Below are 26,258 nucleotides of genomic sequence, written 5' to 3' on the forward strand. Positions count from 1 at the left end.
CCCCTCATCCGCCCTTCGGGCACCTTCTCCCCGTAGAACGGGGAGAAGGAATGCCTATCGCGTAAAGCTCTGGGCGTTGCCCGCATCGACATTGATGATGTTGCCGGTCGACTTGGCCGACATGTCGGAGGCGAAGAAATAGATCGCCTCGGCGATGTCCTCGGGGAATACCGAGCGCTTCAGCATGGAACGCGAACGGTAGTGCTCCTCCAGATCGTCGGTCGACATCTTGTAGGCGGCGGCGCGCTGTTCCTTCCACTCGCCGGTCCAGATCTTGGAGCCGCGCAGCACGGCGTCGGGATTGACGACATTGACCCTTATCTGCGCTTCCGCGCCCTCCAGCGCCAGGCACCGCGCCAGATGGATCTCGGCGGCCTTGGCCGTGCAATAAGCGGCGGCGTTGGGCGATGCGGCAAGGCCGTTCTTGGAGGCGACGAAGACGATGTTGCCGCCGATCTTCTGGGCGCGGAACAGCCGGAAGGCTTCGCGCGACACCAGGAAATAGCCGGTCGACAAAATGTCCATGTTCTTGTTCCACAGCGCCAGCGTCGTCTCCTCGATCGGCGCCGCGGAGGCCAGGCCGGCATTGGAGACCAGAATGTCGATGCCACCGAATTCGACCGAAGTCTCGGCAAAGCCCGAGACGACCTGGTCCTCCGAGGTGACGTTGATCAGCACCGGCCGGACGAAATCCTTGCCGTAGGCCTTGGCAAGCTCGTCATTGGCGCTGGCAAGCGCGGTCTCGTCGATGTCGGCCAGTACAACGCAGGCGCCTTCGCGCAGAAGCCGGTTGGCGGTGGCGCGGCCGATGCCGCCGGCGCCGCCGGTGACCAGCGCGATCTGGCCGGCCAGTGCCTTCGGCCTCGGCAGCCGCTGCAGCTTTGCTTCCTCGAGCAGCCAGTATTCGATGTCGAAGGCCTCCTGATCGGGCAGGCCGACATAGGAAGACACGGTCGAGGCGCCGCGCATGACGTTGATGGCGTTGACATAGAATTCGCCCGATATGCGGGCCGTCGCCTTGTCGCCGGCAAAGGTGAACATGCCGACGCCGGGCATCAGGTAGACCACCGCATTGGGATCGCGCACGGGTGGCGAATCCGCATGCTTGCACTTGTCATAATAGGCCTGATAGCCGAGGCGATAGGCGGCCACGTCATCGGCAAGACGCGCGATGACGGCATCGACATCTGGATTGGCCGGATCGAACTCGATGACCAGCGGCCGGATCTTGGTGCGCAGGAAATGGTCCGGGCAGGAGGTGCCGAGTGCAGCCAGCGGCCGCAGATCCCTGGAATTGACGAATTCAAGCACAGCGGGCGAATCGTCGAAATGGCCGAGTTTGTGGCTCTTTTCCGAGATCAGGCCGCGGATCCTCGGCATCAACTTGGCGGCGACAGTGCGACGCGCCGTGGCATCGAGCGATTTGACAACTTCGCCGCCGAAGATCGCGACGCCTTCGGACCGGCGCTCGAACCACGCAATCGCCTGGTTGATCACCGAGATCGTCGTCTCGTAGCACTCCTTCGGCGTGTCGCCCCAGGTGAACAGGCCATGGCTTGCCAGCACGACACCCTTGGCCTCGGGGTTTTCGAGGCAGAACTTCTCCAGCCACAGGCCGAGTTCGAAGCCAGGCCGCTTCCACGGCAGCCAGCCGATGGCGTCGCCGAAGATCTCTTTGGTCAGCGCCTGCGAATCCTCGGCAGCGGCAATGGCGATGATGGCGTCGGGATGCATATGATCGACGCAAGGTTTTGGCACGAAAGCGTGCAGCGGCGTGTCGATCGAGGCCGCGCGCGGATTGAGGTTGAAGGTGCAGTGCGGCAGATAGGCCACCATCTCGTCCTCATGGTCGAGGCCGCGATAGAGGCCCTTCAGCGCCCTGAGCTTGTCCATGTAGAGCGTGGCGAAGCCGTCAAGCTTGATCGAGGCGCTGTCGCCACCCGAGCCCTTGACCCAGAGCACTTCCACGCTCTCACCGGTCAGCGGATCCTTCTGCCAGATCTTGGACGAGGTGTTGCCGCCGCCATAATTGGTGACGCGCTTGTCTGAACCGAGCACGTTGGAGCGATAGACGAGCAACTCCGGATCGCTCATCCCCAGGGCTTTCGCATCATCCCACAGATTGGCGAGGCGCGTGCCGGAGCGCTTGTCGAGCATTGGATATCCTCCCGTGAGACGCGCAAAACGATGCGGTCGATCCCCACCGCATAGCGGGTCAGCTTTGGCCGAATGTCCACGGAAGCAATGGCGTTGTCAATCACAAACGATCAATATCGATCATATTGCGCTGCACAATGAAATTATGTGATCGGAAATGATTGACACTGCGCGTTCTGGGTGCCTAGATGATAGGGCAGGGAGGAACCATGCACGAGAAAGAGCGCCACAGGATCATTCTGTCCGCCGTCCAGGAAAAGCCTGTGGTGACGGTGCAGGAAATGGTCGACCTGACGGACTCCTCCGAGGCGACGATCCGGCGCGACATCGCCGCGCTTCACGTCCAGAAGCGCCTGCGCCGCGTGCGTGGCGGCGCCGAAGCGATCTCGCCGCCGCAGTTCATCGGCCTTGCCGGCCGGCCCTTTTCCGTCAACGAGACTCTCAATGCCGCACAGAAGCGGGCGATTGCACGCGAAGCCGTCGAACTCTGCAAGGACGGCGAGCCGATCATCATCAATGGCGGCACAACCACCTTCCAGATGGTGCATTTCCTGACCGGCCGCCGCATGCCGATCTTCACCAATTCCTTCCCGATCGCCGAGCATCTGCTCAAGCATTCGAAGAACACGGTGATGCTGTCGGGCGGCACCATCTATCGCGAGCAGAACATCATCCTGTCGCCTTTCGACAATGACGTGACGCGCAATTTCTATGCGCGCCGCATGTTCATGGGCGCGCAAGGGCTGGGACCGCTCGGCTTGATGGAAGGCGATCCCCTCCTGATCCAGGCGGAGCAGAAGCTGATCGACCAGGCCGACGAACTGGTGGTGCTGGTCGATTCCTCGAAATTCCGCAAGCGGTCGAGCCTGATCCTGTGTGGTCTCACGCGCATTGCCACCGTCATCACCGACGACGGCATCGAGGACCGCGAAGCCAAGATGCTGGAGACCGCGGGGGTGGCGCTGATCGTCGCCCGCACAAGCAACAAGGAAGAATCTTCACTGCAGGCCTGAGACAACCCGCAGCGACGATGGAATGCAAACGCTCAAGGGAGGAAATTCGATGAGCTTTCTTAGGAAATTGATGGTTACGGCGGCGTTTTCGGCCGCCATGTTCGTGAATGCCGCCTATGCCGAGAACGTCAAGATCGCGCTGGTGGTGAAGTCGCTCGGCAACGGCTTCTTCGACGCCGCCAACAAGGGCGCCGAAGAGGCGGCCAAGGAACTGGGCGATGTCGACATCATCTACACCGGCCCGACCAAGGCAACCGCCGAAGCGCAGATCGAAGTGGTCAATTCGCTGATCGCCCAGAAGGTCAACGCCATTGCCATCTCGGCCAATGACGCCGATGCGCTGGTGCCGGCACTGAAGAAGGCGATGGAACGCGGCATCACCGTGATTTCATGGGATTCGGGCGTAGCACCCGAAGGCCGCCAGCTTCACCTCAACCCGTCCGACACCGGCCTGATCGGCGAGACCATCATCAAGCTCGCCGCCGACTATCTGCCGGAAGGCGGCGATGTCGCCATCCTGTCGGCCTCGTCCACCGCGACCAACCAGAACGCCTGGATCGACGCGGCCAAGAAAATCCTGCCGGAGAAGTTCCCCAAGATCAATCTCGTCGCCACCGTCTATGGCGATGACGATTCGGCCAAGAGCACGGACGAAGCCAAGGGCCTGTTGAAGTCCTACCCGAACCTCAAGGCGATCATCGCACCGACCACGGTCGGCGTCGTTGCCGCCGCCCAGGTAGTGACCGACGAGAACCTGATCGGCAAGGTTAACGTCACCGGCCTGGCGCTGCCCTCGGAGTTCAAGAAGTTCATCGACAATGGCTCTTCGCAGGCGGTGGCGCTGTGGAACCCGATCGATCTCGGCTACTCGGCCGTCTACCTCGCCCACGATCTGGCGGTGAAGAAGGAAGAGGCCAAGCCGGGCGCGACGCTGTCGATCGGCCGCGTCGGCAAGGTCACGCTCGACGACACCAACTCGGCCGCGATGGCTCCGCCCTTCAAGTTCGACAAGTCGAACATCGAAGAGTTCTCCAAGATCTATTGATCCTGGCGCCTTCTGAACTGGCGCGGCGGGACCAAAATCCCGCCGCGGCTTTAAACGGACCTTGTTTCAGGGCTTGATACGATTATGGACACGACAGCCCAGCACGGCACGGTGAAGGAAAGGCCTCAGGCCTCCACCCCACGCCTGACGCTGTCCGGCATCTCCAAGAGCTTTCCCGGCGTGCGCGCGCTGCACGATGTCAGCCTGTCGCTTTATCCGGGACAAGTTACCGCACTGATCGGCGAGAACGGCGCCGGCAAGTCGACGCTGGTCAAGATCATGACCGGCATCTACCAGCCCGACGCCGGCACGATCAGCATCGACGGGCAGGCCGTGACCTTGCCCAGCGCACATGCCGCATTCGGCCATGGCATCACCGCTATCCATCAGGAAACCGTGCTGTTCGACGACCTTTCGGTCGCCGAGAACATCTTTCTCGGCCATGCACCACGCACCCGCTTCAAGACCATCGACTGGCGCACCATGCGCAAGAACGCCAAGGAAATGCTGGACACGATGGGCGCCGGCCATATCGATGCCGACACGCGCCTGAAGGATCTCGGCATCGCCAACAAGCACCTCGTGGCAGTTGCCCGCGCCATGTCGATCGACGCCCGCATCGTCATCATGGACGAGCCGACGGCAGCGCTGTCGATGAAGGAGATCGAGGAACTTTTCCTGCTGATCGAATTCCTCAAGAGCGAAGGCAAGGCGATCCTGTTCATCAGCCACAAGTTCGACGAGATCTATCGCATCGCCGACCGTTACACGGTGTTCCGCGACGGCGAGATGATCGGCGAAGGCCTGATCAGGGATGCCGGCCAGAGCCAGATCGTGCGCATGATGGTCGGCCGTTCCGTCGACCACATCTTTCCGCAGCGCCAAGCAGCAATCGGTGCGCCGGTGCTGACTGTCTCCGGCCTGTCGCATCCGACCGAATTCGATGACATCGGCTTCGAATTGCACAGGGGCGAAATCCTCGGCTTTTACGGCCTTGTCGGCGCCGGTCGCAGCGAGGTGATGCAGGCGATATCGGGCATCACTCGTACAGCCAAGGGCACCATCACGCTGGAAGGCAAACCGATCGCACCGAAATCGGCGGCGGATTCGATCGAGGCCGGCATCGTCTATGTACCGGAGGAGCGCGGCAAGCAGGGCGTGGTGATCGGCTTGCCGATCTTCCAGAATGTCTCGCTGCCCTCGCTCACGCGCACATCCAAATCGGGCATATTGCGGCTGGCGGAAGAGTTCGCGCTGGCCCGCGCCTTCACCGAGCGGCTCGACCTGCGTGCGTCCTCGCTCAGCCAGGATGTCGGCACGCTGTCGGGCGGCAACCAGCAGAAGATCGTCATCGCCAAATGGCTGGCGACCGCACCGAAAGTGATCATCCTCGACGAGCCGACCAAGGGCATCGATATCGGCTCCAAGGCCGCCGTGCACGGCTTCATGGCCGAGCTTGTCGCGCAAGGCCTTTCGGTGATCATGGTGTCGTCCGAACTGCCCGAAATCCTCGGCATGTCCGACCGCGTCGTCGTCATGCGCGAGGGCCGCATCGCCTCTGTCTATGACAACAAGGAGCTCGACGCCGAGACGCTGGTCAGGACGGCTGCGGGGATCGCGGCATGAAGGCCCTCGTCAAATATCGCGAAATCTGGCTGCTGGCGGCCATCGCCGTGCTGATCGGGCTGATCTCGACGCGCTTTCCGGGTTTTGCCGACCCGGCCAATCTGCGCCAGGTGTTCAACGACACCTCGATCCTGATGATCCTGGCGCTGGGGCAGATGGCGGTGATCCTGACCCGCTCCATCGATCTGTCGATGGCGTCCAACCTCTGTTTCACCGGCATGGTGGTGGCGATGCTGAACGCAGCACTTCCGGCCATCCCGATCCCGCTGCTGATCGTCGTCGCGCTGCTCGTCGGGCTGGTACTCGGCGCCATCAACGGGCTTCTGGTGTGGCGGCTGAACATCCCCTCGATCGTGGTGACGCTCGGCACGCTCACCATCTATCGCGGCGCGACTTTCGTCATCTCGGGCGGCGCCTGGGTCAATGCCGACCAGATGAGCCCTGATTTCATCGGTTTTCAGCGTGCAGCCTTCCTCGGCATTCCGGTTCTGTCATGGATCGCCCTGCTGGTCATCGCGCTGTTCTTCCTGTTGATGACGCGCACGGCGCTCGGCCGCTCGATCTACGCCATCGGCGTCAACCCGACCGCGTCGGTCTATGCCGGCATCGATGTCGGCCGCACCAAGTTCGTCGTCTTCTGCATCTCCGGCATGATCGGCGGGCTCGCCGGCTATCTCTGGATCTCGCGCTATGTGATCGCTTCCGTCGAGGTCGCGAACGGCTATGAGCTCAACATCATCGCCGCCTGCGTCATCGGCGGCATCTCGATTGCCGGCGGCATCGGCTCGGTCGGCGGCGCGGTGCTCGGCGCGCTGTTCCTCGGTATCATCTCCAATGCGCTGCCGGTCATCAACATCTCGCCCTTCTGGCAGATGGCGATCTCGGGCAGTGCCATCATCCTGGCGGTGGTGCTCAATGCGCGCGGCGAACGCCGGCAGGGCCGTATCATCCTGAAGAAGGCCGAAACGGCATGACCGACACCCCTGCCCCGCGCCACATACCGGATCGGCTGGACAAGCCGCTCTCTTCGGCGATCTTCTCGTGGGAGGCGCTGCTGGTCGTGGTCGCGATCGCGATTTTCGCCATCAACAGCTTCGCCTCACCCTATTTCCTCGACCCGTGGTCGTTGTCTGACTTGACCTTCAACTTCACGGAAAAGGCGCTGATTGCCTTCGCCATGGCGCTGCTGATCATTTCCGGCGAGATCGACCTGTCGGTCGCCGCCATCATCGCGCTGGCGTCAACCATGATGGGCATGGCGGTGCAGGCTGGCGCCGGCACGCCGGTGCTGGTGGCGATCGGCATCCTCGTCGGGCTCGGCTGCGGCGCCTTCAACGGCCTGTTGGTCACAAGGCTCGGACTGCCATCGATCGTCGTCACCATCGGCACGATGAGCCTGTTTCGCGGCATTGCTTTCATCATTCTCGGCGACCAGGCCTACAAGGGTTATCCCGCAAGCTTCGCCTTCTTCGGCCAGGGCTATGTCTGGTGGGTGGTGTCGTTCGAACTGGTGTTGTTCGCCGTCGCCGCTATCATCTACTGGTTCGTGCTGCACCGGACGAGCTTCGGCCGCCGCGTCTTTGCCATCGGCAACAACCCGGTCGCGGCGCAATTCTCCGGCGTGCGCGTCGACCGCATCAAGTTCATCCTGTTTTGCCTGACCGGGCTGATGTCGGGCGTCGCCTCGGTGCTGATCACCTCGCGGCTCGGCTCGACGCGGCCTTCGATCGCGCAAGGCTACGAGCTGGAAGCCATCACCATGGTGGTGCTGGGCGGCGTCAGCATTCTGGGCGGCGCCGGCAGCATACTGGGTGTCGTGCTTGCCGCCTTCATCATGGGGCTGGTCACTTTTGGCCTGGGGCTGCTCAACGTGCCCGGCATCGTCATGTCGATCTTCATCGGCCTGCTGCTGATCATCGTCATCGCATTGCCGATCCTCTGGCGGCGGCTGCGCGGGGGACGCTGATGGCTGAGAAATACGCGTTCAAGATGAAGCTCAATCCCGACATGAAGGCCGAATACAAGAAGCGCCACGACGAGATCTGGCCGTCGCTTGTCGAGCTACTTAAACAGGCCGGCGTTTCCGATTATTCGATCCATCTCGACGAAGATACCAACATTCTCTTCGGCGTGCTGTGGCGCAGCGATGGTCATCGCATGGACGATCTGCCGAAGCATCCGGTGATGCAGCGCTGGTGGGCGCACATGGCTGATATCATGGAAACCAAGGCCGACAACGAGCCGGTGGCGGTGCCGCTGGAAACCATGTTCCATATGGAATGACTGCTCTTCGCCACATCGCCGTCATCGATATCGGCAAGACCAACGCCAAGGTGGCGCTGGTCGATCTCGCCACATCAAGCGAAGTGGCGCTGCGCCGTGTGGCCAATGCCGCTTCCGCTGACGGTCCTTACCCGCATCATGATGTCGAAGCCCTCTGGGCGTTCATCCTCGACAGCCTCGCAGCGATCCACCAGGAGCAGCGCATCGACGCCATATCGATCACCACGCATGGGGCGACGGCGGTGCTGGTCGACGCCGAAGGTGGCTTGGCGCTGCCAGTGCTCGATTATGAATTCGCCGGTCCTGACGCACTCGCCCAAGATTATGACGCGATGCGTCCGCCCTTTGCCGAGACGGGCACGCCGCGCCTGCCGGCCGGCCTCAACATCGGCGCGCAGCTCTTCTGGCAGCAGAAGTTGTTCCCGGTCGAATTCGCCCGAGCCGCGATCCTGATGTACCCGCAATACTGGGCCTTGCGGCTGACCGGCGTCGCCGCCAACGAGGTGACCTCGCTCGGCTGCCACACCGATCTGTGGAACCCTTGGCAAGCCGATTTTTCTTCACTGGTCGACAAGATGGACTGGCGCCGTCAGATGGCGCCGGTGCGGCCGGCGAGAGACCGCCTCGGCCCGATCCGTCCCGCTCTCGCCAGGCAAACCGGGCTCGACCCGCAAACGCCGGTGTTTTGCGGCCTGCACGATTCCAACGCCTCGCTGCTGCCGCATCTCATCGCCGACCTACCGCCCTTCTCGGTCGTCTCGACCGGAACCTGGGTGGTGTCGATGGCGGTCGGCGGTGCCAAGGTCGTGCTCGATGCGGCGTGCGACACGCTGGTCAATGTCAATGCGCTCGGCGATCCCGTTCCTTCGGCCCGCTTCATGGGCGGGCGCGAGTTCTCCCTGCTGACCGACGGCAAGCCGCAGGACTGGAGCGAAGACGATGTCGCCGCCGTGCTGGCACGCAAGACGTTGCTGCTGCCGTCGACCCAGCAGGGCTCGGGGCCTTATCCGCGTCACACCGCCCAGTGGCTCGCCACCGAAGACATGACCGGCGGTCAGCGCTTCACCGCCATCTCGTTTTATCTCGCGCTGATGACGGCGACCTGCCTCGACCTGATCGGTGCCGGTGGACCGACAATCGTCGAGGGCCCCTTTGCCCGCAACCGGCTCTTTACCCGCATGCTCGCGGCGGCAACGGCACGACCGGTCATCGCATCGGAAGCTGCAACCGGCACCAGCATCGGCGCCGCCTTGCTGGCCTCGGATCACGGCGCGGTCGGGAGCAAGGGCGAAAGGACCGAACCGCCTGACGACCCAGCCTGGGTGGATTATGTGCGGTCGTGGCGCGCGGCAGTCGAGGAGCGTTAACTACAGGATTCGCTTGCCGAAGGCCGACATGACGAAGTTGACGATTTCCGTGGCAAGCCGAGGTTCGAGATCGGCCGTCAGCCCGGATACATCCATCGACAGCAGCCTACCGGACAGCGCGATAGCTTCCATCGCCTGATGCGTCTCGCGCACGGTGAGGCCGCCGGACCCAGCCGCCCAGCCGGCGAATTCGGTCACATCAGGCGAATAGCTGACATGGAAGCCCTGCGTGCCTGACGTGGCGATGCGGATCGCCTCATGCATCAGGTCGCGCATGCCCATGGCATCGATGTCGGTCATGGTGAAGGCCGAAACGCGAGAATCCTTCAGCACCCGCACTTCCGCCGGATCGGCAAGGCGCAGGCCGACGATGACGACATTTTCCGGCGACAACTGCGGCTGCAGTGCGCCGGGCTTGTGATCGAGTCCGAGTGAGCGCGCCAGCACCGAGCGTTCCGGCAGATCGATGCCGTCCTCGTCCTCGGGCATCAGGGCCGCGATGGAATCGATCCAGATCAGACCAAACGAATGGCTCGCCCGCGCCGTCGCCATCAGCGCCTTATGGGCTATGCGGCGATCACTGCCAGCCGTCAGCCGGATCAGACCCGACGGCGGCCGCTCGACATCGGCCAGTTCGACGACGTCGAAATTCATCGCCTCCAGCCGGGCGCCGGTCGCCTCCCGGGCGAGGATGCCGGCTGCCGCCGGCTCCGCCGATATCGACACCATCTTGCGGTCGGAAAAATCCTCGACATCGTGCATCGGCGCCTTCTCGACATATTCCGAGGTCATCGCCAGCAGCATGGCGCCGTAGCTCATGCGAAAGGCCACGCGGTCGCCAACGGCGAGCGGCGGATCGGCGTCATGCACGTCAAGCAGCAGATGGTCGCTGGAAGCGCCGAGCACGCGCACGCCCTTGGCGATCGGCGTCAGCCCCTCGACCAGCACGTCCTCGCGGCCGATATTGGCGATGGCGCGCAGCCTGTCGCCCTCGTCGGGAAACACCGGCTGGTTGCCGAAAGCGTCGTAGCCGGACTGGCCGATCGGGCGCGATGGCTTCAGCTTGACCTCGATGATGTCGCTGGTCAGCCGGCAAGCATCGGGCTCGAGTTCGTCCCAAGGTGTGTCGCGAAAGGTTTCGACGCCGCCCTGCAGGATCGCCTCGCCGACACGCAGGTTGTTGATGCCGGCGGGCAGCCTGCCTTCAAGCAGCAATGTCAGCGACGACGAAGCTCCGCCCGAGATCCAGTCGAGCCTGGCGCCGGACAGGCGCTCGGTCTTGTAGGCATGGGCGACGAGCTGGCCGAGATTTTCCTCCGTCGGCATGATGGCGCCGAAGCAGCCGAGATTGGTGCCGATGCCGGCGATGCGCACGCCCTTGAGCGCCAGGATCTGCTCGACCGTCGGCACCAGATCGTTCGGCCAGATGCCTTCCCTAAGGTCGCCGAGGTCGATCATCAGCATGATGTCGTGGACCCGGCCCATGCGCTCGGCGATGCGCGATATCTCGCGGATGGTGGCGAGCTCGGATTGCAGGCTGATGTCGACGGTGCGCACCACCTCCTCGACACGCGCCATCGGCGGGCTGCGCAGCAGCATGATCGGCGCGTTGATGCCGCTGTCGCGCAGCCTTCGGATGTTTTCGAAGCGCGATTCGGCGATGCCGGCGACGCCTCCGCGCAGCATGGCGCGCGCCACTTGCGGCATGCCGCAGGTGCCCTTGGTGACGCCGAAGACCTTGATGCCCGACAGCGCGCAGCGCTCGACGATCGTGCGCGCGTTGCGCTCGATGCGGCCAAGGTCGATGGCGACTTGCGGTCCCGACATTGCCTAGTTCCTGTACAGCAGCCCTTGCGGATCGATCTCCGGCTTGCGGCCGGCGACCATATCGGCCAGGAACTTTCCCGAACCGCAGGCCATGGTCCAGCCGACATGGCCGTGGCCGGTGTCGAGATAGAGGTTCTTGTAGCGCGCCTGGCCGATGACCGGCACGGAGTTCGGCATCATTGGCCGCAGGCCGGCCCAAAGCACGGCCTTCTTCTCGTCGAAGGCGCCTGGGAACAGATCATCGCCGGTCCTGAACATGGCGGCGAAATCGCTCGGTCTGTGCGTGCGGTCGAAGCCGGTGAACTCGGCGGTGGAGGCGAGCCTCAGACGATTGCCGAGCCTGGAATAGGCGATCAACTGGTCCTCGTCGGCGCCGCCCATGGTCGGTCCCTTGCTTTCGTCGTCCAGCGGGACGGTCGCGGTGTAGCCCTTCACGGGATAGATCGGCAGGTCGATGCCGTAGCGGCGGCCGAGCAGGCCGCTTTCCGGTCCCATCGAGATCACCACGGCATCGCAGGCGACAGGGCCCGCCGAGGTGATGACCGCTTGCACCCGGTCGCCCTCGATGTCGAGGCCTTCGACCGTCGTGTCGTAGAGAAATTTCACGCCGAGTTTCTCGGCGGCATGATTAGCGAGATTCTGGGTGAACTGGCTGGAATCGCCGGTCTGGTCGACCGGCGAATAGACCCCGCCGGCGATCTTCTCCCTGGCTCCGGCAAGGCCGGGTTCGAGCTCGACCAGCCGGTCGCGGCCGACGATCTCGATCGGCAGGCCGTGCTCGGCGAGATAGCGGTAATTGTCGGTGCCGGTATCGAGGCTCTGCTGCGAACGGAAGAAATAGAGAATGCCCTTCTTGCGCTCGTCATAATGAATACCGGTATCCGCAGAGATGGCGTTGATGCAATCGCGGGAATAGAGCGCCAGGCGCAGCTTGACCTGACTGTTTGCGCGCAGCCGCGCCTGCGTGCACTGCCTGAGGAAGCGCAGGCTCCAGGCGAAAAAATAGGGATCGAAGCGCAGCCGCACCTTGATGCCGAGATCGTGGTTGTAGAGCGCGCGCAGGAACGTCTTCAGCGCGGCAGGCGAAGCCCAGGCGGTGGCGTCGCCGGGCGATACCAGCCCGGCATTCGATTGGCTGGTCCCCCGCGCCGCCGCCTGATGGCGCTCGATGACGGTGACGTCGTGGCCGTCGCTGGCCAGATAATAGGCGGCCGCCGTGCCGACCACGCCGGCCCCCAGCACCAGGATCTTCATGCCATCCCCCAAGGCTCGACGCGGTGCAGCGCCTTCACGCACCGCCGCGAAGTTCATTGATAGCGCGTCCGCGGCGAGCTTTCGAGCCCACCGCCGAGAACCGGCGGATCAGGCCCGCGCCGAATTCTTGCCGGTCAGGATGCGTTCCCAGGCGAGCGCATCGGCGACGATCAGGTCGAGATCGTCGCGCTGCGGCGTCCAGCCGAGTTCACGGCGCGCCAACTCCGAGTTGGCGACCACAGCCGCTGCGTCGCCGGGGCGGCGCTCGCCCATCCGCACGTCGAAATCATGGCCGAAAACGCGCCGCACGCTGTCGATGACTTCAAGCACCGAATAGCCGTGGCTGTAGCCGCAATTGGCGACGAGGCTGGTGCCGCCGGCGCGCAGCCGCTCGAGCGCCAGCCGATGCGCCGCCGCCAGATCGCTGACATGGATATAGTCGCGCATGCAGGTGCCGTCCGGCGTCGGATAGTCGGTGCCGAACACCTGCATGAAAGGGCGCTTGCCGAGTGCCGTCTCACAGGCGACCTTGATCAGGTGCGTGGCGCCCGGCGTCGACTGGCCGGTGCGGCCCCTGGGATCGGCGCCTGCGACATTGAAGTAGCGCAGCGCCGTATAGCGCAGGCCATAGGCGATCGCCGCGTCGCGCAGCATCCATTCGCTCATCAGCTTGGACAAGCCGTAAGGTGATTCCGGCGCCAGCCGGCCATCCTCGCGCACGGGCTCCAGCCCGGCGCCGCCATAGACGGCGGCGGTCGAGGAAAAGATGAAATGGGGCACGCCTTCGCGCACCGCGGTCTCGATCAGCGTGCGCGTCTTGCAGGTGTTGTTCTCGTAATAGCCAAGCGGGTCGGCGACCGATTCGGGAACCACGATCGAACCGGCAAAATGGATGATCGCGTCGACCTGGTTGTCGCGGATGATGGAGCCGACCAGTTCCTTGTCGGCGACATCGCCGACGACCAGCTTCGCCTCGGGCGCCACCGCCCATTCGAAACCGGTCGAAAGCCGGTCGAGAACGACGACGCTTTCGCCCGCATCCAGAAGCTCCCAGACCATGTGGCTGCCGATATAACCGGCACCGCCTGTCACCAAAACCGTCATCCGTATCCTCACACCATCTGATTTATCGGAAACTGTCTCAACAAGCGCCTTACTGGAAAGCCTGCCGCATGGCCACTAAACCCTGAATGTTAAGTCGGTAACAGTTGCTCCGGCCCGCGGCATGATACCGAAACAAAATTGATCCACATCAAGGGAATAGGCCATGATCCATGGTCGTTAGGAACAGGCTTGGGCGTGGCATTTTGACCAAAAAGGCCCGGTGGACGCCGAATGAGGCAGTGACTATGATCCCGCGCAAAAATTGGGAAGCCGACATGAACTACCAGCGGTTCTTCGAGGAAGCGATCGACCAGCTCCATGCGGAGCGGCGCTATCGCGTCTTCGCCGACCTCGAGCGCATCGTGGGGAAATTCCCCCGCGCCATCTGGCGCGCCAACGGCCGCGCCCAGGAAATCACCGTCTGGTGTTCCAACGACTATCTCGGCATGGGCCAGCATCCCGATGTCATCGCCGCATTCCAGAACGCGGCCGGCAAGATGGGTTCGGGCGCCGGCGGCACCCGCAACATTTCCGGCACCAGCAATCCGCTGGTCGCGCTCGAACTGGAACTTGCCGACCTGCACGACAAGGAAGCCGCGCTGGTGTTCACCTCCGGCTTCGTCTCCAACGAAGCGTCGATCTCGACCATCGCAAAGCTCCTGCCCAATTGCCTGGTGCTTTCGGACGAGCTGAACCACGCCTCGATGATCGAGGGTGTGCGGCGCTCGGGCGCGGAGAAGAAGATCTTCCGCCACAACGATGTCGCGCATCTCGAAAGCCTGCTGCAGGCCGCCGGTCGCGAACGGGCCAAGCTGATCGTCTTCGAAAGCGTTTATTCGATGGATGGCGATATCGCGCCGATCGAGCAGATCGTCGATCTCGCCGAGCGCTACAATGCCATGACCTATATCGACGAGGTCCATGCCGTCGGCATGTACGGCCCGCGCGGCGGCGGCATCGCCGAGCGCGAAGGCCTGGCCGACCGCATCGACATCATCGAAGGGACACTCGCCAAGGCGTTCGGCACGCTCGGCGGCTATATCACCGGCACAAGTGCTGTGATCGATGCCGTGCGCTCCTATGCACCGGGTTTCATCTTCACCACGGCGCTGCCGCCGGCTGTCGCCGCCGCCGCCACCACCTCGATCCGGCACCTGAAGCGCTCGCAGGCCGAGCGTGACGCGCAGCAGCGCCAGGCGTCCCGGACCAAGGAGATTCTTGCCGCCGCAGGCCTGCCTGTGATGGAATCACCCACCCACATCGTGCCTGTGCTGGTCGGCGATGCCGAACTCTGCAAGATGGCCAGCGACCGCCTGCTTGGTGTCCACGGCATCTACATCCAGCCGATCAACTACCCGACCGTACCGCGCGGCACCGAGCGGCTGCGCATCACGCCGACGCCGTTCCATTCCGACGCGCTGATCGCGGAACTGCAGGATGCGTTGGTCGAGACCTGGGACGCGCTCGGCATTCCCTATGCCTCGGCCGGCCGGCCGGCCGTTGCCAAGAGCGACCGCATCATCCCCTTGCTGGTGCCCAAGTCAGGCGGGTGAGGCCCGCCAGAAACCCTGCCCGAACTTCAGGCAGCTCAGACAGTCTTCATCCACCTTGCCAATCGGTGCGCCGCCTCCTCGAGCTGATCGAGGCGGCGGTGGAAGCACAGCCTGAGGAAGGCTTCGCCACCGGGGCCGAAGGCGGTGCCGGGCGCCAGGCCGACATTGGCCTTGTCGACGATGTCGAAAGCAGCGGCACGTGAATCCGTGATGCCGTCGACAGTGAAGAACAGATAGAACGCGCCCTGCGGCACGGTGAACCGGGCTTTGCCGGTTGCACCAAGGATGTCGCAGACCAGATCACGCGCTGCCCGCGCCCGCTCGACCTGTTCGGCGATGAAGGCATCACCCTCGTCGAGGGCGGCGACCGCGCCGCGCTGCATGAACTGGGCGACGCCGGAGGTCGAATACTGGATCAGGTTCTCGAACACCTGCTGCAGCGCGGGATGCGTCTTGATCCAGCCGACGCGCCAGCCGGTCATCGCCCAGTTCTTGGAGAAACTGTTGACGAACAGGATGCGGTCCTCCCCGCTGGCGATATCGAGGAACGACGGCGCACGACCGTGACCATAGTGGAACAGCGAATAGATCTCGTCGGCGATGATCCAAAGGTTCCTGGCGCGGGCGAGATCGAGGATCGCCCGCAAGGTCTCATGATCGGCGGTCCAGCCGGTTGGGTTGGACGGCGTGTTGATGAACAGCGCCTTTGTGCGTGGCGTGATCGCCGCCGCGATTTTCTTGACGTCGCAAGACCAGCCATTGCCGGAATGATCGAGCGTAACGGCGACGGGAACGGCGCCCGATATCGCCGCGGCAGCCTCGAAATTCGGCCAGGCCGGCGACAGATAGACGACCTCGTCGCCGGCGCCGGCGAGCGCGTCGAGCGCCAGCTGGATGGCGTGCATGCCGGACCCGGTGACGATGAATTCTTCATCGGAGAAAGTCTTGCCGAAATGCCTGGCATAATAGCGGGCAAGCGCCTGCCTGAGATCAGGGATGCCCTTTTGCCAAGTGTAGAATGTCTCGCCTCCGGCCAGCGCCCTTGACGCGGCATCGGTAATGAATGCGGGCGTCGGCAGATCACCCTCGCCTGCCCAGAGCGGGATCATCCCCTCGCGCAGGCGGCCATAGTTGATGACGGCGACGATGCCGCTTTCGGGCGCGGCGCGAGCTTCCGCGCGCAGGGTCTCGATCAAGGTCATGGATGGATCCGGTTTCGCTTCTGGACTGCTAACGCATCGGCCCGAAAATCGGAACCGATTTTCGGAAAGCACGATGCGGGGATTCAAGTGTTAGAGCATACTTTGTGCATCCAAGTGGATGCACGTCGCTCTAATGTGTTTTGCAGCAGCCGAAAACAGAAAACCCCGGCCGCGGGCAGCCAGGGTTTTGGTCCAGAAATCCGCGCGGCGCTATTTCCTGGCGAGCAGATCGCGAATTTCGGTGAGCAGGGCGACATCGGCCGGCGGCGCGGCCGGGGTAGCTGGTTTTTCCTTCTCCAGCTGCCTGCGCAGATTGTTCACCGCCTTGACCATCAGGAAGATGATGAAGGCGAGGATGATGAAGTTCAGCACCACGGTGATGAAGCTGCCATAGGCGAAGACGGCGCCCTGCTTCTTGGCATCAGCCAGCGACGTTGCGTTGACGGCAGAGGAGAGGCCGAAGAAATAGTTGTTGAAGTCCAGACCGCCCAAAATGGCGCCGATGACCGGCATGATGATGTCGTTGACCAGCGAATCGACGATCTTGCCGAAAGCAGCGCCGATGATGACGCCGACCGCCAGGTCCATCACATTGCCCCTGGAAATGAATTCCTGGAATTCCTTCAGCATTCGACCCTCCTTGCCATGACCGGCCGAACTGCCGCCTTCACCCGATCCGTCCGGCGCCGACCTGTGGGCACCATAACAAAAACCTGCGGTTGCAACATAGGCAAAAGACCGGTTTCCACCGGCCAGGTTGTGCCCGAAGCCGCAGATACCATGCACCGAAAGCGGTGATGGACTTGCCCCTCAAGCTGTGATTGCCTCTCGATAGGCCGGAGGAAAACCGGCGAGGGAGGATTCTCAAGCCGTGCAGGGCTGGTTCATCGTCATCATCGCGATCGCCTATGTGACGTTGCTCTTCGCCATCGCCAGCCTTGGCGACCGGCGCTCGACGATGTCCAGGCCCGACCGGGCCCGACCCTTCATCTATGCGCTCAGCCTGGCGATCTATTGCACATCCTGGACGTTTTTCGGCTCGGTCGGCCTTTCCTCCGAACGCGGCCTCGAATTCCTCGGCATCTATACCGGTCCGGTGCTGGTCTTCGTGTTCGGCTTTCCGCTGCTGCAACGCATCGTCAGGCTGGCCAAGACCGAAAAGATCACCTCGATCGCCGATTTCCTCGGCGCCCGCTACGGCAAGAGCTTTGCGGTCGCGGCGATCGCCACGCTGATCGCAACGATCGGCGCGGTGCCTTACATCGCGCTGCAACTGAAGGCGATTTCCGGCTCGGTCAGCCTGATGGTCGAGCACTATACCGGGTCGCCGCCCTCGTTCGATCCCTTCGTCAGCGACATCTCGCTGGTCGTCGCCATGCTCTTGGCGCTGTTTGCGGTGCTTTTCGGCACACGCCACGCCGACGCCACCGAGCATCAGGACGGGCTGGTGCTGGCGGTTGCGGTCGAAACGGTGGTCAAGCTTGCCGCCTTCCTGGCGATCGGCCTGATGGTGACCTTCCTGATCTTTGGCGGCCCCGGCGATATGATCGACAAGCTCGCGCAGAACGAGCAGGTGCGCCACGCGATGAGCTACAACACCTCGCTCGCCACCTGGCTGGTGCTGACCGGCCTCAGCGGCTTCGCCATCATCATGCTGCCGCGCCAGTTCTATGTCACCATCGTCGAGAACCGCAGCGAGGCCGAACTGCGCACCGCGACATGGGTGTTTCCGCTTTATCTGGTGGCGATCAACCTGTTCGTGCTGCCGATCGCGCTGGCCGGCCTGTCACTGGTCGGCACGAGGACCAGCAGCGATCTCTACGTGTTGTCGCTGCCGCTGCTCAACGGCCACGATGTGCTGGCCATGGCAGCCTTCATAGGCGGCCTGTCGGCGGCGACCGCGATGGTGATCGTGGAAAGCGTGGCGCTGTCGATCATGATCTCCAACGACCTCGTCATCCCGCTGTTCGTGCGCCGCCTGCTCAAAACCACGACTTCGCAGAACGAGGACTGGTCGACGCTCATCCTCAATGTGCGGCGCGGCGCGATCTTCATCATGCTGTTCATCGCCTTCCTCTATTACCGCGAGAGCACCAACAGCGCGCGGCTCTCTTCCATCGGCCTGATGTCGTTTGCGGCCATTGCGCAGTTCGCGCCGGCGCTGATCGGCGGGCTGGTCTGGCGTGGCGCCAATGGCAGGGGTGCCGCACTCGGCATGGTCGCCGGCATCCTCGTCTGGTTCTATACGCTGCTGCTGCCATCGCTCGTCGCACCCGATACCGGCATTGTCGTCCATGGCCTGCTCGGTTTCGAAGCGTTGCGGCCGCAGGCGCTGTTCGGCACCGTCGCCGAGCCGCTGAACCACGGCGTCTTGTGGAGCCTGTCGATCAACACGCTGTTTTTCGTGCTCGGCTCGCTGTCGCGCGCGTCGGTGCCGCTGGAACGCATCCAGGCGGCGATCTTCGTGCCGCGCGATGCCGGCCCGATGCCCAGCCTGCGCCGCTTCCGCACCACCGTCACCGTCAACGATCTCAGGGACACCATCGCGCGCTACCTCGGCGTCGAACGCACCGAACGCTCCTTCCAGTCGTTCGAAAAGAGCAGTGGGACCTCGCTGCACGGCAACGAGCAGGCGAGCATGGACGTCATCCGCTTCTCCGAGCAGCTGTTGGCGAGTGCGGTCGGCTCGTCGTCGGCGCGGTTGATCCTGTCACTGCTTTTGCGCCGCAACGACCGCGAATCCAAAGACGCCTTCCGCCTGCTCGACGACGCCACCGAAGCGCTGCAGCACAATCGCGACCTGTTGCAGATAGCGCTCGACCAGATGGAACAGGGCATCACCGTCTTCGACCGGGATTTCCGGCTGATCTGCTGGAACCGCCAGTACCGGGCGCTGTTCGACCTGCCCGACGAGATGGGCCAGGTCGGCGTCTCGCTCGACCGCATATTGCACCACCTCGCCCAGCGCGGCGACATCCCCGCGGACCAGCGGGTGGCGATGCTCAACCGGCTGACCAGTTTCGTCAGCCCCTGGCAGATGGAGCTGAAGACCAGCGGACGCATCCTCGAATTGCGTTCCAATCCGATGCCCGACGGCGGCATCGTCGCCACCTATGCCGACATCTCCGGACGCGTCGAGCAGGATCTGGCGCTCAAGCGCGCCAATGAATCGCTCGAACAGCGTGTCAAGGACCGCACCGCCGAACTGACCCGCGTCAACGAGGAACTGGCGCAGGCGCAGATGCTGGCCGAAGAGGCCAATCTCGGCAAGACGCGCTTTCTTGCCGCCGCCGGCCACGACATCCTGCAGCCCCTGAACGCCGCCCGGCTTTATTGCTCGTCTCTGATCGAAAAGGCCGGCAAAGGCGCGGCCGGCAAGGCCGCGGTCAACATCGAATCCTCGCTGGAATCGGTCGAGACCATCCTCGGCGCCGTGCTCGACATTTCCCGCCTCGACGCCGGTGCGATGAAGCCGGACGATACCGCCTTCAGCCTCGACGGAATGTTGCGCCAGATCGGCAACGACTTCCGGCCGCTGGCGGCGGAGAAAAAGCTCGGCCTGACGATCATGCCGTCGTCGCTCGGCGTGATGACGGACCGCAATCTGTTGCGCCGCCTGATCCAGAACCTGGTGTCCAACGCCATCAAATATACGCGCCATGGCCGCATACTGGTCGGCGTCAGGCGGCGCGGCGAATTGGCCGAGATCCAGGTGATCGATACCGGTATCGGCATCGCAGGCGACAAATTGAACACGGTCTTCCATGAATTCACCCGGCTCGACGAAGGCATGCGCGAGGCCGAAGGCCTTGGTCTCGGCCTCTCGATCGTCGACCGCATCGCCCGCGTTCTGCGCCTCGAGATCCGGATCTTCTCCAATCCGGGCAAGGGCACGCGCTTTTCCGTCATCCTGCCGGTCGCGGAGGTCGAGGCGCCGCGCCCCGCCGTCGAGGCCAAGGCGCCAGTCCGGGCCGCGGCTTCCCTTGCCGGGCTCCATGTGTTCTGCATCGACAATGATGCCCGCATCCTCGATGGCATGCGGCTGCTGCTCGAAGGCTGGGGCTGCGACGTCGAGCTTTTTTCCGGCTCGGAGGATTTCGAGGGATCGGGGCTGCCGCGGCCCGACATCGTGCTTGCCGACTATCATCTCGACGGCAGGACCGGCCTCGATGTGGTCGCGAGATTGCGCGCGATCCATGGCGCGGACATGCCCGCTGTGCTGGTCACCGCCGACCGCTCCAGCGAGGTTCGCGCCGCCGCCGCCAGACTGGACGTGCCGGTGGTCAACAAGCCGCTGAAACCGGCGGTGCTGCGTTCGATGATGGCCAGGGTCAGGCCGCTGGCGCCAGCGGCAGAGTAAGAGTTAGCCGGTCAATCAGCCGCCTGCAGCGGGTCGCTGCCGATCTTGGAGAGCTGGATCACCGCCTGGGTGCGGCTGTCGACGCCAAGCTTCTGCAGGATCGCCGAGACATGCGCCTTGATCGTTGCTTCCGAGACGCCGAGTACGTAGGCGATCTGCTTGTTGAGCAGCCCTTCGGCCAGCATACCGAGCACGCGCGTCTGCTGCGGAGTCAGCGCCTGCAGGCGCTTGATCAGGTCGGAGATTTCGGGATCGCGCTCGACGCCGAGTTCGACGCCGACGGGAGCCGCGATATCGCCGGCCAACACCGACTGCACGGCGCCGCGGATCTCCTCCATGCTGGCCGATTTGGAGATGAAGCCCGAGGCGCCGAGATCGAGCGCACGGCGGATCGTCACCGGGTCGTCATGCGCCGACACCACCACCAACGGCACCGCCGGATGAATACCGCGCAGCGAGATCAGGCCGGAAAGGCCGCTGGCACCCGGCATCGACAAGTCGAGCAGCACCAGATCGACGTCCTCATTGGCCACGACCAGCGCCTTGGCGCTTTCGAAATCGCCGGCCTCGTGAATGGCCGCGACATTGCCGATGCCGGCCAGCGCCTCCCGAAGGGCGCCGCGGAACAGCGGATGATCGTCGGCGATGACGAACGTGTAGTCCGACGGCAAATGTTCCTCCCCCAATCCCATCGATGATTTTGCGCTTTTTCGGGACCAGTCGAACAATTATGCGGTGATGTCAGCTGTTTTCAAGCGGCAAAGACCCCGCGCTGACTTTTCCCCCGAACTAACTGCGTTCAGGTCTTTTGCGAATTGAGCTTGGCGCCGTCGTCGCCATTGTCCTTGTCCATATCCTTGACGATGCCCATGAAGCCGCGCAGGAAGCGCTCCATATAGCTCATCGTCTTGTTGAAATCCTCCTCGCTGGGCAGCTGCGATTCGAGGCGGGCTGACAGCGAATTCTCGAGCTTGGCCACGCGCTCGTCCAGCGCCTTCACCGAGCCTTGCAGCCGGTCGATTTCGTCCTGGAAGGCGGCGCGTTCGTCGGCCGCCAGCTTGCAGACGAGCTGGCCGGTGCGTTCCTCGCAGATCGACATCGCGCCGGTCTGTGTGTCCATACGGACATAGCCATTGGCCGACTTTTCCAGCTTGTAGCGATCGGTTTCCTCGGAAAAGGCCGATGCCGCGACGAGCGAGACGAGAGCTGCCGGGATCAAGACGTGTTGCAGACGCATGTTGTCCTCCATGGGCCAATCAGCGCAATCTATCACATGTTTGCGCCGGAAATGGGGAAGATGCGCCCTTCCCCGCCTGGTCTGTTCGGACTATAGCGCAATCATGTCTCAGATTATCTACAAGATAGTGCCTGAAGAGCTTTGGCGCGAGGCCGAAGGAAGCCGAAGCTTCACCGGCGCGCCGGTCGATGTCGTCGACGGCTTCATACATTTTTCCAGCGCCGGGCAGGCCAGGGAAACGGCGGCAAAGCACTTTGCCGGCCAGACCGGGCTGCTGCTGATTGCCATCGACGCGTCGCGCCTGGGTGAAGCGCTTAAGTACGAGGTCTCGCGCGGTGGCGCGCTGTTCCCGCATCTCTACGGTCCGCTCGACCTCAAGGCCGTCGTCAGGGTGCAGCCATTGCCGCTCGGCGCCGACGGCCTGCACCAGTTCCCGGCGCTGGAGGGCGAATGAGCCTGTTCGACCGCGTCGGCCAGAAGCTGCTGTTCGGATTCGACCCGGAAGCCGCGCATGGGCTTTCGATCGCGGCGCTGAAATGCGGCCTGCCGGTTGGCGGCCGCCCTGTGCGCGACGACAGGCTGAAGATCAGCCTTTGCGGCATCGATTTTCCCAATCCGCTCGGCATGGCCGCCGGCTATGACAAGAATGCCGAGGTGCCGGACGCGCTGCTCGGCCTCGGTTTCGGCTTCGCCGAGGTCGGTACCGTCACGCCGCTGCCACAGGCGGGCAATCCGAAGCCGCGCATTTTCCGGCTGACAGCGGACGAAGCGGTGATCAACCGGCTGGGCTTCAACAATGAGGGACATGCGGCAGCCGAAAAACGCCTTGCCGCCCGCAGGGGTCGCGCCGGCATCGTCGGCGTCAACATCGGCGCCAACAAGGACAGCGCCGACCGCGTCAGCGATTATGAGCGCGGCGTCACCAGGTTTGCGCCTTACGCCAGCTATCTGACGGTCAACATCTCCTCGCCGAACACACCTGGCCTGCGCAATATGCAAGCGCGCGAGCAGCTCGGCGAGCTTTTGTCCCGCGTCATCGCGGCGCGCTCGGCAGCAGCAGTGCGGCCGCCCGTCTTCCTCAAGATCGCGCCTGATCTGGTCGGGGCCGAGCTGGAGGACGTTGCCGCCGAGGTCACGGAGAAGCAGATAGACGGCGTCATCGTCTCCAACACCACGATTTGGCGGCCGGCGCTGCGCAGCGCCGGTGTTGCCGGAGAGACCGGCGGGCTCTCGGGAAAGCCCTTGTTCGAGCGCTCGACCATCGTGCTGGCAAAGATGCGCAAACTGCTTGGCCCGGACCGCGCCATCATCGGTGTCGGCGGTGTCTCTACCGCTGAGACGGCACTGGAAAAGATCCGGGCCGGCGCCGATCTCGTCCAGCTCTACACCGGCATGATCTATGCCGGGCCTGCGCTGCCGGGCCGCATTCTTTCGGGAATGATCCGTTTCGTGGAAAAAGAGCGGCTCAAATCCATCCGCGATCTACGTGACAGCCGGCTCGACTTCTGGGCGTCGAAGCAACTCTAAACTGCGCTAAAAAGCCTGGTGTCAATTGCGACTGACGGTCCGCTCGCAGATGGCGCCGCGGATGGCAGGCAACAATCCAAAAAGAAGCAACTGGGGCGTCCCGCCGACGCCAAGAATTGCGGAAACAGTGAACGCAACGAGCAGTCCCAGCGCCGCGCCCAGGACATATGGCAGGTAACCTCGCACAAGCTTCCCCCAGAACAATTGGTGGATCGGGCTGCTGGAAAACGTAACGAAATCGACCCGAAGTGCAAGCGCATCCGATGGCGCCGAGGACACCGCCTAAAACGCGGCCCGCACCCGCAGCCGCAGAATGGCGAGCAGGCTGAAGCCGCGTACCAGCAGGAAGACATGCAGCGCTGCCCACAAGCCGTGATTGCCGAAGGCCGGCGCCAGCGTCAGCAGCGCGGCGCTGAAGACGAGGAAGGACAACAGCATCATGTTGCGCATGTCGCGCGACCAGGTCGCGCCAATGAAGACGCCGTCCATCTGGAACGCCAGCACGCCGCTCAGCGCGGTGAAGGCGGCCCAGGGCAGATAGATGTCGGCAACGGCGCGAACGTCCTCAGAAGTCGTGATCAGGGCGACCAGATCGGCGCCACCCAGCAGCAGCACGAGCGTCGCCGCGCCCGCCAGCCCAAAACCCCAGAACAGGGTCAGCTTGACGGCCTGGCGGAAGGGCGTCGCGGCACCAGCGCCGATGGCGCGGCCGGCGAGCTGTTCGGCAGCCGTGGCGAAACCATCGAGGAAATAGCCGGCAATAAGGAAGAAATTCATCAGCACGGCGTTGGCGGCCAGCATCACCGTGCCAAATTGCGCGCCCTGGCGGGTGAACAGCGCGAAAGCAGCAAGCAGCGAGAACGAGCGGATCATGATGTCGCGGTTGAGCGACAGCATGCGCAGGAAGGCAGACATGTCGAGCAGGCGATGACGCGGCAAAGCCGGGGCTGCGCGGAAGCGCCTGATGACGATCGCGAGACCAAGCAGCATGGCGACGAATTCGCCGGTGACGGTCGCCCAGGCAACGCCGGCGACGCCCCAGCCCAGTTCCAGGCCAAGCAGAATGCAGAGCGCGATGTTGATGCCGTTGAGCACCAGTTGCAGCATCAGTCCAAGCCCGCCCTCGCCGCGGCCCAGCACATAGCCGAGGATGGCGTAGTTGATCAGCGAGAAGGGCGCGGCGAGCAATCTGATCCTGATGTAGACAGCCATCGCTTCGCTGACGCGCGGGTCGGCGGCCATGAACCATTGCCCGGCCATGGCGACCAAGGGCGCGAGCGCGGCAAGCACGATGCCGGCGACGATCGCAATCAGCACGGCGCGCCAGAACACGGCCTGCTCTTCCAGTTCATCACCGCGCCCGAAAGCCTGTGCAACGAGGCCGGTGGTGCCGGAGCGCAGGAAATTGAAGGTGGTGAAGACGACATCGAAGATCAGCGCACCCGCCGCCAGGCCACCGAGAAGGGCGGCGTCACCGAACTGGCCGATCACCGCCGTGTCGACGATGCCGAGCAGCGGCGTTGTCAGATAGGCAAGCGTCATCGGCACGGCGATAGCGAGCACCGAGCGATTGGTGACGACGAAGGTCCTGACGGTGGCTTGGTTGGCACCCTTGTCCAAGGATTGCTGCCTTGCTGATTGCGGCTTGATCGAACAGCCGATGTGCCCCAGTTTCGCGATGCCGCGCAATCGCCAACGAACGGCGGCCAACCGAATTCCAGAGCTGGCGCAGGCCGCCTTACATCATGCCGCTGCAGATCGTCCATCACCCCGACTATGATGCCGGCTTCGCCGTCAATCACCGGTTCCCGATGAGCAAATATCCGCTGCTGATGGAAGCCCTGAGCGCGCGTGGGCTGGCCGAGCCTGCCGTGCTCAATGTGCCGGACGCAGCGCCGGGGTCATGGCTGAAGCTTGCCCATGCCGCCGCCTATGTCGACCAGGTGCTGGCCTGCGAAGTGCCTGCAAAAATCGAGCGCGAGATCGGTTTTCCGGTCGGACCGCGCGTTTCGCTGAGGGCACAACTCGCAACCGGCGGCACGGTGCTGGCCGCGCGGCTGGCATTGCTGAACGGCATCGCCTGCAACACCGCCGGCGGCAGCCATCACGCGCGGCGCGCGCAAGGCGCCGGCTTCTGCACCTTCAACGATGTCGCGGTCGCCTCGCTGGTGCTGCTTGCCGAAGGTGCCGCCCAAAACATCCTGATCGTCGATCTCGACGTGCATCAGGGCGACGGCACGGCCGACATTCTGGGCGACGAGCCCGGCGCATTCACCTTTTCCATGCATGGCGAGCGCAACTACCCGGTGCGCAAGATCGCCTCCCACCTCGATGTCGCCCTGCCCGACGGCACCGGCGATGCGGCCTATCTCGAACGGCTGAACAGCCTTCTGCCGGAATTGTCCGCCAGCGCGCGCTGGGACATTGTCTTCTACAATGCCGGGGTCGATGTCCATGCCGAGGACCGGCTGGGCAGGCTGTCGCTGTCGAACGAGGGCCTACGCGCCCGCGACGACATGGTGATCCGCCATTTCCGGACGCTCGATATCCCGGTGTGCGGCGTCATCGGCGGTGGCTATGCGACGGATGTGGCGGCACTCGCCGCGCGCCATGCCATCCTGTTCGAGGTGGCTTCGCGCTACGCCTGACAGTCTTATCGTTTGAGCATGATCCTTTCCGAACCGCAGGTCAGCGAAACAAAAA

The 26,258-nt window shown here is 63.6% G+C and carries 21 protein-coding genes; 12 read left to right on the top strand and 9 right to left on the bottom strand.

Features of this window, described 5'->3' with window-relative positions:
* Window positions 1–54 precede the first annotated feature (54 nt).
* Window positions 55–2,157, bottom strand: coding sequence for a bifunctional rhamnulose-1-phosphate aldolase/short-chain dehydrogenase (locus AC0L2H_RS22410; RefSeq protein WP_473592233.1), 2,103 nt, complete (start codon window positions 2,155–2,157; stop codon window positions 55–57).
* 209 nt (window positions 2,158–2,366) lie between these two features.
* On the opposite strand from AC0L2H_RS22410, the gene AC0L2H_RS22415 reads away from it, so the two are divergent.
* The 7 genes from AC0L2H_RS22415 to AC0L2H_RS22445 all read left to right on the top strand — a co-directional run bounded on the left by AC0L2H_RS22415 (window position 2,367) and on the right by AC0L2H_RS22445 (window position 9,491).
* Complete coding sequence (locus AC0L2H_RS22415) at window positions 2,367–3,170, top strand: DeoR/GlpR family DNA-binding transcription regulator (RefSeq protein ID WP_473592234.1); 804 nt, start codon at window positions 2,367–2,369, stop codon at window positions 3,168–3,170.
* 49 nt (window positions 3,171–3,219) lie between these two features.
* On the top strand, window positions 3,220–4,215 hold the full coding sequence (gene rhaS, locus AC0L2H_RS22420; RefSeq protein ID WP_473592235.1) for a rhamnose ABC transporter substrate-binding protein: 996 nt from the start codon (window positions 3,220–3,222) through the stop codon (window positions 4,213–4,215).
* Window positions 4,216–4,299: 84 nt separating this feature from the next.
* Window positions 4,300–5,841, top strand: coding sequence for a sugar ABC transporter ATP-binding protein (locus tag AC0L2H_RS22425; RefSeq protein WP_473592236.1), 1,542 nt, complete (start codon window positions 4,300–4,302; stop codon window positions 5,839–5,841).
* The gene (locus tag AC0L2H_RS22430; RefSeq protein ID WP_473592237.1) at window positions 5,838–6,815 is read left to right on the top strand and encodes an ABC transporter permease; all 978 of its coding nucleotides are present in this window, start codon (window positions 5,838–5,840) and stop codon (window positions 6,813–6,815) included. Before AC0L2H_RS22425 ends, AC0L2H_RS22430 begins: the two co-directional genes overlap by 4 nt.
* Window positions 6,812–7,807: an ABC transporter permease gene (locus AC0L2H_RS22435; protein WP_473592238.1), complete on the top strand. Its 996-nt coding sequence runs from the start codon at window positions 6,812–6,814 to the stop codon at window positions 7,805–7,807. The genes AC0L2H_RS22430 and AC0L2H_RS22435 overlap by 4 nt, the downstream gene beginning before the upstream one ends.
* Complete coding sequence (gene rhaM, locus AC0L2H_RS22440; protein WP_473592239.1) at window positions 7,807–8,124, top strand: L-rhamnose mutarotase; 318 nt, start codon at window positions 7,807–7,809, stop codon at window positions 8,122–8,124. Before AC0L2H_RS22435 ends, rhaM begins: the two co-directional genes overlap by 1 nt.
* Window positions 8,121–9,491: an FGGY-family carbohydrate kinase gene (locus AC0L2H_RS22445; RefSeq protein WP_473592240.1), complete on the top strand. Its 1,371-nt coding sequence runs from the start codon at window positions 8,121–8,123 to the stop codon at window positions 9,489–9,491. The genes rhaM and AC0L2H_RS22445 overlap by 4 nt, the downstream gene beginning before the upstream one ends.
* Here AC0L2H_RS22445 and AC0L2H_RS22450 read toward each other — a convergent pair whose 3' ends face one another.
* The 3 genes from AC0L2H_RS22450 to galE all read right to left on the bottom strand — a co-directional run bounded on the left by AC0L2H_RS22450 (window position 9,492) and on the right by galE (window position 13,676).
* Complete coding sequence (locus AC0L2H_RS22450; RefSeq protein ID WP_473592241.1) at window positions 9,492–11,318, bottom strand: alanine racemase; 1,827 nt, start codon at window positions 11,316–11,318, stop codon at window positions 9,492–9,494. It lies immediately after the preceding gene.
* Between the two features lie 3 nt (window positions 11,319–11,321).
* Window positions 11,322–12,572, bottom strand: a complete 1,251-nt coding sequence (locus tag AC0L2H_RS22455; protein ID WP_473592242.1) for a D-amino acid dehydrogenase — start codon at window positions 12,570–12,572, stop codon at window positions 11,322–11,324.
* Window positions 12,573–12,680: 108 nt separating this feature from the next.
* Window positions 12,681–13,676: a UDP-glucose 4-epimerase GalE gene (galE, locus tag AC0L2H_RS22460; protein WP_473592243.1), complete on the bottom strand. Its 996-nt coding sequence runs from the start codon at window positions 13,674–13,676 to the stop codon at window positions 12,681–12,683.
* A 275-nt stretch (window positions 13,677–13,951) separates the two neighbouring features.
* On the opposite strand from galE, the gene hemA reads away from it, so the two are divergent.
* On the top strand, window positions 13,952–15,229 hold the full coding sequence (gene hemA / locus AC0L2H_RS22465) for a 5-aminolevulinate synthase (RefSeq protein ID WP_473592395.1): 1,278 nt from the start codon (window positions 13,952–13,954) through the stop codon (window positions 15,227–15,229).
* A 35-nt stretch (window positions 15,230–15,264) separates the two neighbouring features.
* Here the strand turns inward: hemA and AC0L2H_RS22470 are convergent, their stop codons facing one another.
* Together AC0L2H_RS22470 and mscL are read right to left on the bottom strand one after the other, a co-directional pair.
* On the bottom strand, window positions 15,265–16,431 hold the full coding sequence (locus tag AC0L2H_RS22470) for a pyridoxal phosphate-dependent aminotransferase (RefSeq protein ID WP_473592244.1): 1,167 nt from the start codon (window positions 16,429–16,431) through the stop codon (window positions 15,265–15,267).
* Window positions 16,432–16,641: 210 nt separating this feature from the next.
* Window positions 16,642–17,061 carry a large conductance mechanosensitive channel protein MscL gene (gene mscL / locus AC0L2H_RS22475; protein WP_473592245.1) on the bottom strand — a complete coding sequence of 140 codons (420 nt, stop codon included), beginning with the start codon at window positions 17,059–17,061 and terminating at the stop codon, window positions 16,642–16,644.
* A gap of 241 nt (window positions 17,062–17,302) precedes the next feature.
* Here mscL and AC0L2H_RS22480 point away from each other — a divergent pair, with 241 nt between their 5' ends.
* Window positions 17,303–20,791 (top strand): PAS domain-containing hybrid sensor histidine kinase/response regulator, encoded by a 3,489-nt coding sequence (locus AC0L2H_RS22480; RefSeq protein WP_473592246.1) that lies wholly within the window; start codon window positions 17,303–17,305, stop codon window positions 20,789–20,791.
* An 11-nt stretch (window positions 20,792–20,802) separates the two neighbouring features.
* Here the strand turns inward: AC0L2H_RS22480 and AC0L2H_RS22485 are convergent, their stop codons facing one another.
* Entirely contained in the window at window positions 20,803–21,462 is a 660-nt protein-coding gene (locus AC0L2H_RS22485) for a response regulator transcription factor (RefSeq protein WP_473592247.1), read from the bottom strand.
* A gap of 128 nt (window positions 21,463–21,590) precedes the next feature.
* On the bottom strand, window positions 21,591–22,028 hold the full coding sequence (locus AC0L2H_RS22490; protein WP_473592248.1) for a hypothetical protein: 438 nt from the start codon (window positions 22,026–22,028) through the stop codon (window positions 21,591–21,593).
* Window positions 22,029–22,128: 100 nt separating this feature from the next.
* On the opposite strand from AC0L2H_RS22490, the gene AC0L2H_RS22495 reads away from it, so the two are divergent.
* Both AC0L2H_RS22495 and AC0L2H_RS22500 read left to right on the top strand, forming a co-directional pair.
* On the top strand, window positions 22,129–22,482 hold the full coding sequence (locus AC0L2H_RS22495; RefSeq protein WP_473592396.1) for a DUF952 domain-containing protein: 354 nt from the start codon (window positions 22,129–22,131) through the stop codon (window positions 22,480–22,482).
* Window positions 22,479–23,555: a quinone-dependent dihydroorotate dehydrogenase gene (locus AC0L2H_RS22500; RefSeq protein WP_473592249.1), complete on the top strand. Its 1,077-nt coding sequence runs from the start codon at window positions 22,479–22,481 to the stop codon at window positions 23,553–23,555. The genes AC0L2H_RS22495 and AC0L2H_RS22500 overlap by 4 nt, the downstream gene beginning before the upstream one ends.
* Window positions 23,556–23,837: 282 nt before the next feature.
* Here the strand turns inward: AC0L2H_RS22500 and AC0L2H_RS22505 are convergent, their stop codons facing one another.
* Entirely contained in the window at window positions 23,838–25,175 is a 1,338-nt protein-coding gene (locus tag AC0L2H_RS22505) for an MATE family efflux transporter (RefSeq protein WP_473592250.1), read from the bottom strand.
* A 125-nt stretch (window positions 25,176–25,300) separates the two neighbouring features.
* Between AC0L2H_RS22505 and AC0L2H_RS22510 the strand changes: the two genes are divergently transcribed.
* On the top strand, window positions 25,301–26,203 hold the full coding sequence (locus tag AC0L2H_RS22510) for a histone deacetylase family protein (RefSeq protein WP_473592251.1): 903 nt from the start codon (window positions 25,301–25,303) through the stop codon (window positions 26,201–26,203).
* Window positions 26,204–26,258: the final 55 nt, after the last annotated feature.

The sequence above is a fragment of the Mesorhizobium sp. WSM4871 genome (assembly GCF_055811295.1).